Here is a 15,251-nt window from a genome sequence, read left to right as displayed (position 1 = left end):
GGCATGAAGCGGCAGCTAAAAGTGGAGATTTGGGTTGGAGCCTTTGTGCTGATGACACTGGTGTCCTTGGTGGTGATTGCTTTTCAGGTGAGTAATTTCAATAGCTGGAAAGATAAGCCGAGTTATCAGATTTCGGGGCTTTTCAGTAATATCGGTGGGCTGAAAGTGCGCGCACCGGTGAAGGTCAGCGGCGTGGTGGTTGGTCGTGTAGTCGATATCAGTGTCGATAAAAGAACCTACCAGGCCAGGGTTACCATGAGCGTGTTTAAAGAGTTCAGCGATCTGCCGATAGATACGTCCGGTTCGATTCTGACTTCCGGCTTGTTGGGTGACCAATATATCGGTTTGGTGCCGGGATCGGAAGAGACGTTTCTCAAAGAGGGCGATCAGTTGGATCTGACGCAGCCCGCTCTGGTGCTGGAAGACTTGATTGGCCAGTTTTTGGTGAAGTTTAGTGAGAAGTAGAAGGTGGGATCATGTTAGTTTTACGCAAAAAGAGCCGCTTGAATGTCTTTTTTGGCATGGTTGCGGCGTTTTTATTGAGTTTGTCGGCAGGTGCGTGTGCCGCAGAGATCACGCAAGACGATCCTGAAAAAATGGTTTTGCAGTTGTCGGAAACCGTGGTCAAAGCCTTGAACGAGCAGCGTGCTGAATTGGAGGGCAATCCGGCCAAAATTAAGGCGTTTGCCAACGAGTATGTACTGCCTTATGTGGATACCCCAAAGATGGCGCGCTATGTCATGGGACGTTATTGGCGTATGACGTCGGAAGCTCAGCAGCAAGCGTTTATTGACGAGTTCACCACAACCCTGTTGCGCTCTTATTCACAAAGTCTGTTGAAGCTGAATATCAATAGTGTAACGGTACAGCCGATGGTGGAAGAGAAACCTGGTCGTGTCACCATTTCATCGGAAGTGCTGCAGGCTGACGGCAATAAAAGCAATGTGGTGTACCGCGCCTATTTGGATGACAAACACAAGAAGTGGATGGTTTACGACGTGATGGTTGAAGGCATCAGCATGTTGCTGAACTATCGCAAAACCTACGATTCGGAATTCGCCAAAATCGGTGTGGATGCGGTGATCTCTTCAATGAAAGAGAAGAACAAAGAGTTTAACGGCGTATGAAAACCTTAGCGGGCTCGACAGCGTCTGCTGTGACATGGACCGACGATACTATGCTGCTACTGCCTGAATATGTGACCGTGCGCACCGTGCCGGGTATTTTACAGCGGGTTGAAAGCAGCGGCAGGGTGCCTGTAACCGTCGATTTTAGCCGGGTGCAGCAGGCGGATAGCGTGGCATTGGCATTGTTGCTACGCTGGCAATCACAGCTTAAACAACCATTGCAAGTGGTGGCTTTGCCCGATCAGTTGAAAACGCTGCTGCCGCTGTATGATTTGGAACGCGTGTTGTCAGTCGCGTAGTTTACGAGAAGAGTTTTTAAAATGTCCTTAGCCGTTGAGTTTCAGCATGTTACCAAACAGTATGGTTCGTTCGAGGCCTTGAAGGGGATTTCCTTTGAGGTTGAAGAGGGCGCTTTTTTTGGTCTGCTCGGCCCTAACGGCGCCGGCAAGTCGACCTTGATTAATGCCATGTCGGGCCTGTTGGTGCCGTCTGGCGGCATGATAAAGGTGCATGGTTACGATGTGATTCAGGATTACCGTCAGACCCGACGCTTGCTCGGGTTGGTGCCGCAGGAACTGATTGCCGATCCGTTTTTCACGATTCGCCAATTGCTGGAATTGCAGTCCGGTTATTTCGGGATTAAGGGCAAAGAGCAAAAGCAGTGGATTGATGAATTGTTGGAACGGCTGGCATTGGCGGATAAGGCGAATGCGATTACCAACCAGTTGTCGGGCGGCATGAAGCGCCGGGTGTTGATTGCCATGGCGTTGGTGCACAAGCCCCGCGTATTGGTATTGGACGAGCCGACCGCCGGTGTGGATGTCGATTTGCGCCATACGCTGTGGGAGTTTACCAAGGAGCTGCATCAGAAGGGTCATACGATTATTTTGACGACCCACTATCTGGAAGAGGCCGAGGCGTTGTGCGAAAAGGTGGCGATTATGCAGCGCGGCGAAGTCAAGGCGCTGGATACGACCAGCCAGCTACTCGCGACACACCCTTTTCGCTATGTGCGTGTGGCGGTGGAAAATCGAAACACGCCTTTGAGCATGGAGCTGAAAAAACGTTTGGTTGAGGATGATAATGCGGGTTATCTGTTCAGGCTGGAAAAAGAACAGAGCATGAGTGATATGTTGGGGATGCTTCACCACAGCGGTATTGCCGTCAAGGATGTGCGCACGCGGGATGCGACGCTGGAGGAGGTGTTTATGGCGTTAACGGGGGCGGCGCAGGCATGAATAATTTTAATGCGGCAGGTTGTTGGGCGCTGTTTGTCAAAGAGGTTAAGCGTTTCTATTCGGTTTCGGTGCAGACGATTTTTGCGCCGGTGGTTTCCACTCTGCTTTATTTGCTGGTTTTTGGACAGGTGATTGATACCCAGATCGAAGTGTTCAGCGGCCTGGAATACAGCCAGTTCCTGATTCCCGGCTTGGTGATGATGGCGATTTTGCAGAATGCGTTTGCCAATACTTCTTCAAGTTTGATCCAATCCAAAATGCACGGAAACTTGACCTTCGCCTTGCTCAGTCCGATTTCGCCGTTCGAATTTTATCTGGCGTTTATTGCGGCGTCGGTTGTGCGCGGCCTGGCGGTTGGTGTTGGTATTTTGCTGATTGGTATTTTTGGGTTTGATCTGAGCTTCAATTCGCCTTCGTGGATTCTGCTGTTTGCGGTGTTAAGCGCAGCCATGATGGGGGGCTTGGGTATGTTGGCTGGTATCCTCTCGGATAAATATGATCACTTGGCCGCATTCCAGAACTTTATTATTATGCCGCTGACTTTTTTGAGTGGGGTATTCTACTCTATCCATGCCTTGCCAGAAATCTGGCAGCAGGCGTCGCACCTGAATCCGTTCTTTTATATGGTTGACGGGTTCCGTTACGGCTTTTTTGAGCAATCCGACGTATCAATAGGGTTGAGTTTACTGGTCACCTTGTTCTTCCTGACGTTAATCTCGGCGATTAATCTGATTTTATTAAATAAAGGCGTTAAAATACGCAAGTAATTTTTTTGGAAGAGTGCCATGTCACCAGAGAAAATCAAAGAGATGATTCAAGTAACCATTCCCGACAGCCGCGTGGAAATGAGCGGCGCGGACTGCAATTTCGCCGTGGTGGTGACGAGTCCGTCGTTTGCAGGCAAAAGTCCTCTGCAGCGTCACAGAATGGTGAATGATGTGTTTAAGGCTCAATTTGAGAGCGGTGAACTACACGCCTTGTCAATCAAGACCCAAGTAGAATAAGTCGATTGACGCCAACGCAAAGAATTGAGTTTTAAAGTAGAAGTATGGATAAATTAGTCATTGACAGTCGCGGGCATCTGGAAGGCACCGTAGAAGTTTCCGGTTCCAAAAACGCCGCTTTACCGATTTTGATGGGGTGTCTGTTGGCAGAAACGCCGGTGACCTTGTCGAATGTACCGCACCTTAAGGATGTGACGACGACGATTCAGTTGCTCGCTTCGATGGGCGTGCAGGTGATGTTCGACGAACGCTTGAATATTGAGATCGACGCCTCTAACGTCACGCTGAAAGAAGCCGAGTATGAGTTGGTGAAAACCATGCGTGCCTCGATTCTGGTGTTAGGTCCTTTGCTGGCGCGTTTTGGTGAGGCGAAAGTGTCTTTGCCCGGCGGGTGTGCCATCGGTTCACGTCCGGTCAATATCCATATCGACGGTATGCGCCAGATGGGCGCGGATATCGTGGTTGAGCACGGTTATATCGTTGCCAAGGCAGGGCGTTTGCAAGGTGCGGATATTACGATGCATCCGGTGACGGTGACGGGTACCGAGAACCTGTTGATGGCGGCTGTTCTGGCACAAGGCACGACGACCTTGCGTAATGCGGCACGTGAGCCGGAAGTGGTGGATTTGGCGCATTTTCTGAATGCCATGGGTGCCAAAATTTCCGGTATTGGTACCGATACGATGGTCGTTGAAGGGGTCGAGTCGCTTAGAGGCGTGAACTATACCGTGATTCCGGACCGTATTGAGGCCGGTACCTATCTGGCGGCTGCGGCGTTGACGCAGAGCAAAATCACCGTGACCAAGGCTAATCCGGAGCATTTGACCGCTGTGTTGGACAAGTTTGTGGAAGCCGGTGCCTTGATTGAGACGACGCCGGATACGATTACACTGGATATGCGTGGCCGCAGCTTGAAGCCGGTGAATATCGTCACCGATCCCTATCCTTTGTTCCCAACGGATATGCAGGCGCAGTTTTTGGTGATGAATGCCGTCGCTGAAGGCGAGTCGACCATTAAAGAGACGATTTTTGAAAACCGTTTCATGCACGTGTCCGAGTTGATTCGCATGGGGGCCGACATTCGCGTTGAAGGCAATACCGCTTTTATCCGTGGTGTTAAGCAGTTGAAGGGCGCACAGGTCATGGCGACCGATTTGCGTGCCTCGGCGAGTCTGATTCTGGCGGGTTTGATTGCAGACGGCGAAACCGTTGTGAATCGTGTTTACCATATTGACCGTGGTTACGAATTGATCGAAGAAAAGTTCCATAAGCTGGGTGCGCATATCTATCGTTTGAACAACGAGTGACGCCGTCTTTTTGAACAGCGGGAACGCGCTTTTACGAATTTTAATTTTTAAGTTATTGATGTAGATTATGAAACAGCCATTGACGATTGCGCTCTCCAAGGGGCGTATCTACGAAGATACCGTGCCTTTATTGGAAGCGGCCGGGATTCATCCGTTGGAGGATCCTAGCAAAAGCCGTAAATTGATTATTCCGACCAATCATGATCATGTGCGTTTGTTGATTGTGCGCGCCACCGATGCGCCGACCTACGTGGCGCACGGCGCGGCGGACATCGGTGTGGCCGGCAAGGATGTGTTGATGGAAGCGCCGGAACACAACTTGTATGAGTTGCTGGATCTGCAGATCGCCAAATGCAAGTTGATGGTGGCCGGGCCTGAGGTGGAAAAGCCGCACGGTCATCGTTTGCGTATTGCCACCAAGTATTTGAAGTCGGCGCAGGCGTATTATGCGCAAAAGGGTGAGCAGGTCGACCTGATCAAATTGTACGGTTCGATGGAAATCGCCCCTTTGATCGACCTGGCAGACCGCATTGTGGATTTGGTGGATACCGGAAATACCCTGCGTGCCAATGGATTGGTGCCGATGGAGCATATTGCGGATATCAGTTCGCGTCTGATTGTGAATCAGCACGCCTATAAAACCAAATTTGAACAGATTAATGAAATTGTGAAACAGTTCCAAACAGTAATAGAGAGTCAAAATGCTTAATATTCGTCGTTTATCTGCTAACGCAGCAGGCTTTAGAAAAGAGTTGGATACCCTTCTGGCATGGGAAACCGTATCGAATGAATCGGTCAACAATGTGGTTAAAGAGGTGGTTGAAAAAGTTCGCACTGAAGGTGATGCGGCGCTGTTGGAGTACACGGCACGTTTTGACCGTATGAGCTTGAACAGCGGTGCCGAGTTGGAAATTTCAATGGAACGCATCCAGCAAGCCTTGAAAAATATCCCGGCCGATCAGCGCGAAGCGCTGGAATTGTCCGCCGAGCGCGTTAAGGCTTACCACGAAAAACAGATTAATGAGTCTTGGAGCTACACAGAAGCCGACGGCACGATGCTGGGTCAGCAGGTCACGCCTTTGGATAGTGTCGGTTTGTATGTGCCAGGCGGAAAAGCCGCTTATCCTTCATCGGTGATTATGAATGCGATTCCTGCCAAGGTGGCCGGTGTCAAGACGTTGATTATGGTGGTGCCAACTCCGGATGGCGAAGTCAACGAGATGGTATTGGCGGCTGCGGCCATCTGTGGTGTCGATCGTGTCTTCACATTGGGTGGTGCGCAAGCAGTCGCGGCGTTGGCCTACGGCACGCAAACCGTGCCGGCGGTGGATAAGATTGTCGGTCCTGGCAACATTTATGTGGCTACGGCCAAGCGTATGGTATTCGGCACGGTCGGTATCGATATGATTGCCGGCCCATCGGAGATTCTGGTGTATTGCGACGGCAAAACCAATCCGGATTGGATTGCGGTGGACCTGTTCTCGCAAGCCGAGCACGATGAAGATGCTCAGGCGATTTTGGTGACACAGGATGCTGATTTTGCCGAGAAAGTCTATGAGAGTATGAACCGTCTGTTGCCAACCATGCCGCGTCAGGCGATTATTCGTAAGGCGCTGGACGATCGCGGTGCGATTATTGTGGTGGATAACGAAGATCAGGCGATTGAGATGATCAATGTTATTGCGCCGGAGCACTTGGAGTTGTCGGTGGATGATCCGAAAGCGTTGTTGCCTAAAATCCGCCATGCGGGTGCGATTTTCATGGGGCGCTACACGGCGGAGGCGTTGGGTGACTACTGTGCAGGCCCTAACCACGTATTGCCGACGTCGCGTACCGCGCGTTTCTCTTCACCGCTGGGTGTTTACGACTTCCAGAAGCGTTCAAGCTTGATTATGTGTTCGGAAGACGGCGCCAATATGCTGGGTCAGGTGGCTGGTATTCTGGCCGATGGCGAAGGTTTGCAGGCGCACGCCGCTTCCGCGCGTTACCGTGTTAAAAGCTAAGTCCGTTTCTTAGCGAGAAGACGTTAAAAAACCACCGTCATTGGTGGTTTTTTTTGCCTTGAATAAAGGAGATTTGAGATGTTGCGACAGGATTTAATCGCCTACCTGCATGATTTTTTGCAGGTGGGTGATTATAAAGATTATGCCCCGAATGGCTTGCAGGTTGAGGGTAAGGCCGAAATTAAACGCATCGTGACCGGTGTGACGGCCTGCCAGGCATTGATTGACGCGGCCGTGGCGCGTAATGCCGATGCGATTATGGTGCATCACGGTTATTTCTGGAAAAGCGAGCCGGTCGAGATTGTCGGCTTCAAACAGAAGCGCATTAAGAGTCTATTGGTACATGATATCAATCTGCTGGCGTATCATCTGCCGTTGGACGGTCATCCGGAATTGGGCAATAACGCCATGCTCGGCAAGCTCTGGGGCTTGGAGGATATGACGCCGCAACCCGGCCTGTTGAGATTGGGAAAATTGCCGGAAGCGCAACCGATAGAAACATTTTTGGCGACGGTTTCCGCCAGTTTGAACAGGCCGGCTCTGCATTTGCCGGGCGGGCCTGAAAAGGTGCAAACCATCGCCTGGTGCAGCGGCGGCGCGCAGGGTTATATCGACCAGGCCATCGCTTGGGGGGCGGACGTTTATATCAGCGGCGAGGTGTCGGAGCAGACGACGCATTTGGCGGCGGAGGGCGCTATTCACTATCTGGCGGCAGGACATCATGCAACGGAAAGAGTAGGAATCAAGGCCTTAGGCGAGCATTTGGCCGATACTTTCGGTTTGGAAGTGGAGTTTGTGGATATTGCCAATCCGGTTTGAGTTGGCAAAAGGTCTATAGGGGGTGTAAAAACCCAGTAATTAAATAATTAAATGGCCCTTTATAGATAAAATTTATTTTTACAGGTATAAGTAGATTGGGATTTAAGTTTGCCCGTCGGTTGGGTAGAATACGGTTCATTTGCTTGTGAACAATAGGAAGACAGTTATGTCGGCAACAGATAAGAATACAGGCGTGGATTTGAAACGCCGGAAAATCCTAACGGGCGCAACAGGGGTCGTGGGTGCGGCCGGGGCCACCTTTTTAGCGGTGCCTTTTGTCAGTTCTTGGCAACCGAGTGAAAAAGCCAAAGCGGCGGGCGCACCGGTCGATATTGATTTGCAGGCTTTACAACCTGGCCAGATGTTGACGGTTTCATGGCGCGGTAAGCCGGTATGGGTTGTGCGTCGTACGCCGGAGATGCTGGATAAGCTGGCATCCCTGGATGGCCAGTTGCGCGATCCGGCATCTCAGGAATCGATTCAACCCGGCTATTGTCAGAATGCGACGCGTGCCGTGAACCCTGAATATTTGGTGGTGGTCGGAATCTGTACCCATTTGGGGTGCGCACCTTTGTATCGTCCGGCTATCGGTTCGCCGGATGTCGGGGCGGATTGGCAAGGCGGTTTCTTCTGTCCGTGTCACGGCTCGCGTTTCGACCTGGCCGGCCGCGTTTTCCAATCGGTGCCTGCACCGACCAATCTGGAAATCCCGCCGCATCGTTTTATCAATGATCACCTAGTACGTATCGGTGAAGATCCTCAACAAGAAGGAGTGGCTTAATGTCTTATCAAGACCAACCACAAACCAAGCGTGCGTCTTTACTGTCCTGGTTGGATCGTCGTTATCCGATCGTCAGCACCTGGAACGAACACGTCGGCGAGTATTACGCGCCTAAAAACTTCAACTTCTGGTATTTCTTCGGCTCTTTGGCTTTGTTGGTACTGGTGAATCAGTTTATCACCGGCATCTGGCTGACCATGAGTTACAAGCCGAGTGCGGCGGAGGCCTTCAACTCCATCGAATACATCATGCGTGATGTCGAGTGGGGCTGGTTGATCCGTTATATGCATTCTACCGGCGCGTCGGCGTTCTTTATTGTCATCTATCTGCATATGATGCGCGGCCTGCTGTACGGTTCTTACAAGGAGCCGCGTGAACTGGTGTGGATTCTGGGGATGTTCCTGTTCCTGGTGTTGATGGCGGAAGCCTTTATGGGGTATCTGTTGCCTTGGGGGCAGATGTCTTACTGGGGTGCACAGGTTATCATTTCGCTGTTCGGTGCGATTCCGGTGATCGGGCCTGATTTGGCGTTGTGGGTGCGCGGCGATTTCGTTATCTCCGATGCGACCTTGAACCGTTTCTTTGCGTTGCACGTTATCGCCTTGCCGCTGGTCTTGATTATTCTGGTCTTCATGCACATTGTGGCTCTGCACAAGGTCGGTTCAAACAATCCCGACGGCGTAGAAATCAAAAAGTACAAGAATGAAGCGGGTCTGCCGATCGACGGTATTCCATTCCATCCTTACTATTCGGTTAAAGATTCGTTCGGTGCGGTCTTCTTTATGATTCCGTTTGCGTTGATTGTCTTCTACTGGCCGGAAGGCGGCGGATTCTTCCTGGAGCCGCCCAACTTTGAACCGGCCAACCCGTTGAAGACGCCCGAGCATATCGCGCCTGTGTGGTATTTCACGCCTTACTATGCCATCCTGCGTGCGGTGCCGGACAAGTTCCTGGGGGTTGTGGCGATGGGTGCGGCGATTGCGGTGTTGTTTGCCATGCCGTGGCTGGACCGTTGTAAGGTGAAGTCGATCCGCTACCGTGGTACCTCCTTTAAATTGCTGTTGACCATGTTTGTGGTGAGTTTTGTGGTACTGGGTTATTTGGGAACGCAGCCTGCGACGCCTGAACTGACTAAGTTGGCGCAGATTTTTACCGTATTGTATTTTGCGTTCTTCCTGGTTCTGCCATTCACCTCCGTGCATGAACAGACCAAGCCTGTACCAGAGAGGGTTCACTAATGAAAAAAATCATCTGGATATTGAGTTTTTCAGCGAGTTTGCTGGCCTTGCCATTTGCCGCCCAGGCGGCAGGTGGCCCCGGCATCGAATTGGAACCGGCACACAACAATCTGCGCCATGCCGATTCCTTGCAGCGTGGTGCCGTGTTGTTCTCCAACTACTGCATGGCGTGTCACTCGGCCAAATACATGCGCTACAACCGTATCGCCAAGGATATCGGCTGGAGCGACGAGCAGGTAGTTTCACAGATGGCACACGGCCTGAATAAGGTGGTGGATGAAGTGCAAACCCGTATGTTGCCCGGTGTGGCGATGGACGTATTGGGAACCGAGCCGCCGGACTTGTCGTTGATGGCACGCTTGAAAGGCACGGATTACATCTATACTTTCCTGCGCGCCTATCATCAGGATGAGAACGGCAACTGGGATAACACCGTACTTAAAGGAACTTCCATGCCAAACGTATTGGAAGGCATTCAGCGCCACGCATCTTCGGAAGACTATGCGCAAGCCGCGCGTGATATCGCCAACTTCCTGGAGTATGTGGGCGAACCGGCCAAAATGGATCGCATGGATCTGGGCTGGAAAGTCATCGCTTTCCTGCTGGTGTTGCTGTTGTTGACCTATGTACTCAAAAAAGAGTATTGGCGCGATATTAAACATTAAGCAAGATTCCTGTTTCAAAACCCGCTAAATAGCGGGTTTTTTGTTTTTATGGCGATAAAATAACGCCATTGTCAGAATGAGGATGGAGCATGGCCAAAATCAAGAATGCTTATGTCTGCACCGAGTGCGGTGCCGAGCACAGTCAATGGCAGGGTCAGTGCATGGCCTGCAAGGCCTGGAACACCCTGAAAGAGATCAAGCTCGGAACGAGCAAAACCAAAACTCAACAGGCCGGGTATGCCGGTGCGGGCGATAATCAGGTCAAGCATATCCATGAGGTGGATTTGGCCGAGGTGCCGCGTCTGGATTCGTCGATGAGCGAATTGGATCGGGTGTTGGGTGGCGGTATTGTGCCCGGATCGGTGGTGTTGGTCGGCGGTGACCCGGGGGTCGGAAAGTCCTCGATTCTGTTGCAGGTCATGTGTGAACTCAGTACGCGCATGCAAGTGCTCTATGTCACCGGCGAGGAGTCGCTGCAACAGGTGGCGATGCGCGCCAAACGCATGCAGTTGCCGGATGAGCATTTGCGCTTGTTGACCGAAACCGATGTCGAGGCCATTACTCACGCAGCGCTTAAGGAACAGCCCAAAGTCATGGTGGTCGACTCCATTCAAACCATGCAGCTGGCGGAGGTGGCCAGTGCCGCCGGTGGCGTGTCGCAAGTGCGCGAAACCGCGGCTTTTCTGACGCGTTTTGCCAAACAGCATAATATCGCGGTGTTTCTGGTCGGGCATGTCACCAAATCCGGTGATGTGGCCGGGCCGCGCGTGCTGGAGCATATTGTGGATACGGTGCTGTTTCTGGAGGGTCAGTCCGACAGCCGTTTCAGAACGCTACGCGCCATTAAAAACCGATTTGGCGCGGTGAATGAATTGGGGGTGTTTGCCATGACGGAAAAAGGCATGAAGCAGATTAAAAACCCCTCGGCGATTTTTCTGTCGCGCGGTGACGAGCCGGCGCCCGGTTCGGTGGTGATGGTCATCTGGGAGGGTTCCCGCCCCTTGCTGGTAGAGATTCAGGCACTGGTGGACGAATCCCCATACGGCTCTCCCCGACGCGTGACGGTGGGGTTGGATCAGAACCGCATTGCCATGTTGCTGGCGGTCATGCATCGTCATGGCGGCGTGCAGGCGGGGGATCAGGATGTGTATGTGAACGTGGTGGGCGGCGTTAAAGTCGGCGAAACCAGCGCGGACTTGGCGCTGTTATCGGCGATTTTGTCGAGTATGCGCAATCGTCCTTTGCCGCAGGATCTGATTATCTTTGGAGAAGTGGGTTTGGCCGGTGAAATCCGCCCCGTTCCGAGCGGGCAGGAAAGGATTATCGAGGCGGCCAAGCATGGCTTTAAACGCGCCATCGTGCCTTTGGCGAATGTGCCTAAAGGCGGTATTCCCGGCATGCAGATCTCGGGGGTAAAAACCCTGCAGCAGGCGTTGGACTTGCTGTGAGCTGGACCCGGCCTGTTGAGTTTTGTGGGAGCGATTTAGCGGCTTTATCAACGTGGTAGTATTTTTAATGCGAGTTAATCTCTAAGCCTTGCTACAATTGGCCTGTTTACGTATTTTTATTTACATGTTGTGCGATAAGAAAAGAGAAGACAGAGGAGTGGCAATGACAGTCAAACAATTCCAACTCAATCCGAAAGGATGTTTAACGCTTTCAATGGCCTTGGCGTGTGGTTTGAGTGCAACGGTGGCGCAGGCGTCCGGCTTTGCATTGATCGAGCAGAGCGCCAGCGGACAAGGGCTTTCCTATGCCGGTGCAGCGGCCAATGCCGAAGATGCCAGCGTCATGTGGTTCAATGCTGCCGGCTTGACTGAAATACAAGGTAGTCAGGGGATTGTGGCGGCGCATGTGATTTTGCCAAAAACAAAATACACCGATAGTGCAACGGGTAATAGCGATAGCCCCTCTACAACGGGGTTAGTTCCCAATATTTACTGGAAAGGCCAATATGGTGATTATGCGTTAGGATTTGGAGTGAATGTGCCTTATGGTCAGAAGTTGGAGTATTCGGATAATTGGACCGGGCGTTATCACGCGCTGAAAACCGATTTGAAATCGGTTAATCTGAATGCTAATGTTGCCAAGCAGCTGACCTCCAACACTGCATTTGGTTTTGGTTTGAATGCGATGCAGGTTGATTTGGAAATGACCGTTGGCACCTCGCCTACCGCCGAAGCAACCATTAAAGCTGACAGTTGGGGCTATGGCTACAATGTCGGTTTTTTGAGCAAGTTCTCAGCGAATGGGCAGGTAGGGTTGGCCTATCGTTCCGAGGTGGTGCAAAACGCCACAGGTACTTTTAGTAGTGGAGGGGCTTCGCAAAAAATCACTTCGGATGTAACCTTGCCTGCCACAGCGAGTTTGAGTTTGTCGCAGGGGATGGGGGACAAGTTCACACTTTTAGCCGATGCGACCTGGACGAACTGGAAAGCCTATGATGAGTTAGTGATTAAAACTGCATCGGGTGCAACTTTGTCTGAAACCAATCAAAACTTTAAAGACAGTATGCGTTATTCTCTAGGGGTGATTTACGCCTATAACGATAAATGGAAGTTACGCACCGGTTTGGCTTATGATGAAACGCCAGTGCCGGATGCGGAAAGCCGTTCACCACGCACGCCGGATAGTAATAAAACCTGGGTTTCAGTTGGGTTTAATTACAAATTTACACCAGCAATGAGCATGGACTTTGGTTATAGCCATCTGTTTGCGGACAAGGCCAAGATCAACAAAACCGCGCCGACATCTTTGGTTGGCGAATATGAAACCGATGTTGATATTGTCAGCGCCCAGTTGGTGTGGAATTACTAAGTTATTTTCATGCCGCAAAAACAAAAAAACCGAACATTAAGTTCGGTTTTTTTATGCCTGACGTTTGCGTCTTACATTGACGCTTCTTTAATATGTGCAATCCACTGGGCGAATAGTTCCGGCGTGGTGGCAGCCACGGCAGAGCGTTTGACGACTTGCGGGGTTACGACCATTTCGCCGTCAAGCGTGCTGCTTTGTCCGCCCGCTTCATGCAGAATCAGCCAGCCGGCCGCATAGTCCCAGATATTCTGGGCGCCGTGCAGGTAGAGTTGTCCGCGTCCGGCGGCAATCCAGCACCAATCCAACGCCACCGAGCCGAAGCTGCGTTGTGACGAGTAAGGGGCGTGGGTTGCCAAATTGCCGGCCAACGGGGCTTTAAGGCGTTTGAAATCGATAATGCCGCTGCACTGTTTGAGCAGGGTTTTGCTTGTATGGGCTTTTAACGGTTGGTCGTTCAATTCAGCGCCCTGTCCGAGGCGCGCGGCAAAAAGTTCGTTGCGGCTCGGGTCGTAAACCAGGCCGGCGACGAGTTTTCCCTGAATCATCAGAGCCAGGGAGACGGCATAAAACGGGATGCCGCTGGCAAAGTTGCTGGTGCCGTCGACCGGATCGAGAATCCAGCAACCGGCTGCGCTGTTCATGGCGGCTTGCTGTTGTTCGGTGCTGGATTCTTCCCCCAAGAAAGCGAATTGCGGCCAGTGCTGCTCTAAAAAAGCGGCGGTGTGAAGTTGCATCTGCGTATCGGCTTCGGTCAGCAAAGAGCCGTCGTCTTTGGTTTCATAACCGACTTTTTCAAAGCGCGACAGCACCTCTTGTTGACCAAGGATTGTGATGCCTTGCTTGAGTTGCTGCCAGGCCGATTCGTTCTCAAAGGGGTGGTTGATGCTCATAAATCACGGTCTTAATTTTTGGATAAATCGATGAGTTTGACGCGCTCAATCGCATTGGAAGAGGTGTCCAGTACTTCGAGGATATAGTCGTCCACGCGAATGCAAGTGCCCACGGTGGGTAATGATTCGAGTTGTTCCTGAATCAGGCCGTTCAGCGTTTTGGGGCCGTCCGTCGGCAAGGTGAAGTTGTATTCCTTGTTGAGTTCGCGGATAAATTCACCGGCCTCGAATGTCCAGGAGCCATCTTCGTTCATGACCGTCGGCTCTTCTTGTTTGGATTTGGCGTCGGTGGACAGTTTGCCGACAATCTCCTCAAGCAGGTCTTCCATCGTCAGCAAGCCTTGAATATCGCCGTATTCATCCACAATCAACGCCATACGGCGTTTGTTCTTGTTGAAACGGTTCAACTGGATATTAAGCGAAGTGGTTTCCGGCACAAAGTAAGCAGGCCGGGTCAGCTTGACGATGTCTTTGAGGCTGACGTCGGAACGCATCAAGGTCGGCAGGGCGCGGCGCAGATTGAGGATGCCGATCAGATCGTCATCGATGGAGCCGCGATACAGCGGAATGCGGGTGTAGGGCGACTTTTGAATGGCTTTGAGTATGGCTTCGAGCGGTTGGTCGATATTGACGCCATAGACCTCCTGTTTGGGGATCATGACATCTTCAACCGTGACGCTTTCCAGCTGCAAAATACTGGTGAGCATGCTGCGATACTCTTTCGGCAGTTGTCCGGTCGCTTCGTCGATCAGGGTCTGCAACTCTTCATGGCTCAGCGAGTGTTGGTCGTCATTCTGTTTGAGTTTGGCGCCCATCAGTCGCAGGAAACCGTTGGCGAAAAAATTGACCAGCCAGACAATCGGCGAGAGCAGTTTCAATAGAGGTTCGAGCAGATAAGCCGCCGGATAGGCGATGCGTTCCGGATAGATGGCCGCCAGCGTCTTCGGAGCCACTTCGGCGAATACCAGGATGACTAAAGTCAACAGGCCGGCTGCCAGGGCAATGCCGCCTTCGCCGAACAGTCGCAAGGCGATGATCGTGGCGATCGAGGAGGCGAAGATATTGACGAAATTGTTGCCAAGCAGGATAACACCGAGTAAACGGTCGGGTGATTTAAGGAGCTTCTGCGCCTTGATGGCGGATTTGTGGCCGGACTTGGCTTTGTGTTTGAGGCGGTAGCGGTTAAGCGCCATCATGCCGGTTTCGGAACTGGAAAACAGCGCCGATAAAATAATGAGTAGCACCAGGATGCCAAACAGTATAGGGGTGTCTAAAGTATTCAATGGGGTTCGATAAAATAATGAATCGGACTGGAATTATAACGGTTAATGAAGCTATAAAAAAGGGTTGGTGCTATTTAAA

At 51.7% G+C, this 15,251-nt stretch carries 17 protein-coding genes; 15 read left to right on the top strand and 2 right to left on the bottom strand.

Annotated features, from left to right (window positions below):
* The first annotated feature begins 3 nt into the window (after positions 1-3).
* The 15 genes from mlaD (at position 4) to HZ297_RS02435 (ending at position 12,999) form a co-directional block, all read left to right on the top strand.
* Complete coding sequence (mlaD, locus tag HZ297_RS02505) at positions 4-465, top strand: outer membrane lipid asymmetry maintenance protein MlaD (RefSeq protein WP_178861393.1); 462 nt, start codon at positions 4-6, stop codon at positions 463-465.
* A gap of 11 nt (positions 466-476) precedes the next feature.
* A complete protein-coding gene (locus tag HZ297_RS02500) occupies positions 477-1,127 on the top strand; it encodes an MlaC/ttg2D family ABC transporter substrate-binding protein (RefSeq protein WP_246261571.1) in 651 nt (216 codons plus the stop codon).
* Entirely contained in the window at positions 1,124-1,426 is a 303-nt protein-coding gene (locus HZ297_RS02495; protein WP_178861392.1) for an STAS domain-containing protein, read from the top strand. Before HZ297_RS02500 ends, HZ297_RS02495 begins: the two co-directional genes overlap by 4 nt.
* Positions 1,427-1,447: 21 nt before the next feature.
* Entirely contained in the window at positions 1,448-2,365 is a 918-nt protein-coding gene (locus HZ297_RS02490) for an ABC transporter ATP-binding protein (protein WP_178861391.1), read from the top strand.
* A complete protein-coding gene (locus HZ297_RS02485) occupies positions 2,362-3,132 on the top strand; it encodes an ABC transporter permease (protein WP_178861390.1) in 771 nt (256 codons plus the stop codon). The genes HZ297_RS02490 and HZ297_RS02485 overlap by 4 nt, the downstream gene beginning before the upstream one ends.
* 18 nt (positions 3,133-3,150) lie before the next feature.
* On the top strand, positions 3,151-3,369 hold the full coding sequence (locus HZ297_RS02480; RefSeq protein WP_178861389.1) for a BolA family protein: 219 nt from the start codon (positions 3,151-3,153) through the stop codon (positions 3,367-3,369).
* A 44-nt stretch (positions 3,370-3,413) separates the two neighbouring features.
* Positions 3,414-4,676 (top strand): UDP-N-acetylglucosamine 1-carboxyvinyltransferase, encoded by a 1,263-nt coding sequence (gene murA, locus HZ297_RS02475; protein WP_178861388.1) that lies wholly within the window; start codon positions 3,414-3,416, stop codon positions 4,674-4,676.
* 67 nt (positions 4,677-4,743) lie between these two features.
* Positions 4,744-5,385 (top strand): ATP phosphoribosyltransferase, encoded by a 642-nt coding sequence (hisG, locus tag HZ297_RS02470; RefSeq protein ID WP_178861387.1) that lies wholly within the window; start codon positions 4,744-4,746, stop codon positions 5,383-5,385.
* Entirely contained in the window at positions 5,378-6,679 is a 1,302-nt protein-coding gene (hisD, locus tag HZ297_RS02465; protein WP_178861386.1) for a histidinol dehydrogenase, read from the top strand. Before hisG ends, hisD begins: the two co-directional genes overlap by 8 nt.
* A gap of 78 nt (positions 6,680-6,757) precedes the next feature.
* Complete coding sequence (locus HZ297_RS02460) at positions 6,758-7,498, top strand: Nif3-like dinuclear metal center hexameric protein (protein WP_178861385.1); 741 nt, start codon at positions 6,758-6,760, stop codon at positions 7,496-7,498.
* Between the two features lie 166 nt (positions 7,499-7,664).
* Entirely contained in the window at positions 7,665-8,279 is a 615-nt protein-coding gene (gene petA, locus HZ297_RS02455) for a ubiquinol-cytochrome c reductase iron-sulfur subunit (protein ID WP_178861384.1), read from the top strand.
* Entirely contained in the window at positions 8,279-9,517 is a 1,239-nt protein-coding gene (locus HZ297_RS02450) for a cytochrome b (RefSeq protein WP_178861383.1), read from the top strand. The genes petA and HZ297_RS02450 overlap by 1 nt, the downstream gene beginning before the upstream one ends.
* Positions 9,517-10,182 carry a cytochrome c1 gene (locus HZ297_RS02445; protein WP_178861382.1) on the top strand — a complete coding sequence of 222 codons (666 nt, stop codon included), beginning with the start codon at positions 9,517-9,519 and terminating at the stop codon, positions 10,180-10,182. The genes HZ297_RS02450 and HZ297_RS02445 overlap by 1 nt, the downstream gene beginning before the upstream one ends.
* 89 nt (positions 10,183-10,271) lie before the next feature.
* Complete coding sequence (radA, locus tag HZ297_RS02440) at positions 10,272-11,630, top strand: DNA repair protein RadA (RefSeq protein ID WP_178861381.1); 1,359 nt, start codon at positions 10,272-10,274, stop codon at positions 11,628-11,630.
* A 97-nt stretch (positions 11,631-11,727) separates the two neighbouring features.
* On the top strand, positions 11,728-12,999 hold the full coding sequence (locus tag HZ297_RS02435; RefSeq protein ID WP_246261570.1) for an OmpP1/FadL family transporter: 1,272 nt from the start codon (positions 11,728-11,730) through the stop codon (positions 12,997-12,999).
* A 71-nt stretch (positions 13,000-13,070) separates the two neighbouring features.
* On the opposite strand, the gene HZ297_RS02430 is transcribed toward HZ297_RS02435, so the two are convergent.
* Together HZ297_RS02430 and HZ297_RS02425 are read right to left on the bottom strand one after the other, a co-directional pair.
* A complete protein-coding gene (locus HZ297_RS02430; RefSeq protein WP_178861380.1) occupies positions 13,071-13,889 on the bottom strand; it encodes an inositol monophosphatase family protein in 819 nt (272 codons plus the stop codon).
* A gap of 11 nt (positions 13,890-13,900) precedes the next feature.
* A complete protein-coding gene (locus HZ297_RS02425) occupies positions 13,901-15,133 on the bottom strand; it encodes an HlyC/CorC family transporter (RefSeq protein WP_343034753.1) in 1,233 nt (410 codons plus the stop codon).
* Between the last annotated feature and the right edge of the window lie 118 nt (positions 15,134-15,251).

The organism is Thiomicrorhabdus cannonii (assembly GCF_013391695.1).
Classification (GTDB): domain Bacteria; phylum Pseudomonadota; class Gammaproteobacteria; order Thiomicrospirales; family Thiomicrospiraceae; genus Thiomicrorhabdus; species Thiomicrorhabdus cannonii.
The sequence above is the reverse complement of the archived record's forward strand: the minus strand, read 5'-3'. Positions and strand labels throughout refer to the sequence as shown.

What these genes read in the sequence shown, in the direction of transcription:
- hisG (WP_178861387.1), top strand. Translation starts at nt 4,744, where the DNA reads ATGAAACAGCCATTGACGATTGCGCTCTCCAAGGGGCGTATCTACGAA.
- HZ297_RS02430 (WP_178861380.1), bottom strand. Translation starts at nt 13,889, where the DNA reads ATGAGCATCAACCACCCCTTTGAGAACGAATCGGCCTGGCAGCAACTC.
- petA (WP_178861384.1), top strand. Translation starts at nt 7,665, where the DNA reads ATGTCGGCAACAGATAAGAATACAGGCGTGGATTTGAAACGCCGGAAA.
- HZ297_RS02460 (WP_178861385.1), top strand. Translation starts at nt 6,758, where the DNA reads ATGTTGCGACAGGATTTAATCGCCTACCTGCATGATTTTTTGCAGGTG.
- HZ297_RS02500 (WP_246261571.1), top strand. Translation starts at nt 477, where the DNA reads ATGTTAGTTTTACGCAAAAAGAGCCGCTTGAATGTCTTTTTTGGCATG.
- HZ297_RS02450 (WP_178861383.1), top strand. Translation starts at nt 8,279, where the DNA reads ATGTCTTATCAAGACCAACCACAAACCAAGCGTGCGTCTTTACTGTCC.
- HZ297_RS02445 (WP_178861382.1), top strand. Translation starts at nt 9,517, where the DNA reads ATGAAAAAAATCATCTGGATATTGAGTTTTTCAGCGAGTTTGCTGGCC.
- HZ297_RS02485 (WP_178861390.1), top strand. Translation starts at nt 2,362, where the DNA reads ATGAATAATTTTAATGCGGCAGGTTGTTGGGCGCTGTTTGTCAAAGAG.
- radA (WP_178861381.1), top strand. Translation starts at nt 10,272, where the DNA reads ATGGCCAAAATCAAGAATGCTTATGTCTGCACCGAGTGCGGTGCCGAG.
- HZ297_RS02495 (WP_178861392.1), top strand. Translation starts at nt 1,124, where the DNA reads ATGAAAACCTTAGCGGGCTCGACAGCGTCTGCTGTGACATGGACCGAC.
- mlaD (WP_178861393.1), top strand. Translation starts at nt 4, where the DNA reads ATGAAGCGGCAGCTAAAAGTGGAGATTTGGGTTGGAGCCTTTGTGCTG.
- murA (WP_178861388.1), top strand. Translation starts at nt 3,414, where the DNA reads ATGGATAAATTAGTCATTGACAGTCGCGGGCATCTGGAAGGCACCGTA.
- HZ297_RS02490 (WP_178861391.1), top strand. Translation starts at nt 1,448, where the DNA reads ATGTCCTTAGCCGTTGAGTTTCAGCATGTTACCAAACAGTATGGTTCG.
- HZ297_RS02480 (WP_178861389.1), top strand. Translation starts at nt 3,151, where the DNA reads ATGTCACCAGAGAAAATCAAAGAGATGATTCAAGTAACCATTCCCGAC.
- hisD (WP_178861386.1), top strand. Translation starts at nt 5,378, where the DNA reads ATGCTTAATATTCGTCGTTTATCTGCTAACGCAGCAGGCTTTAGAAAA.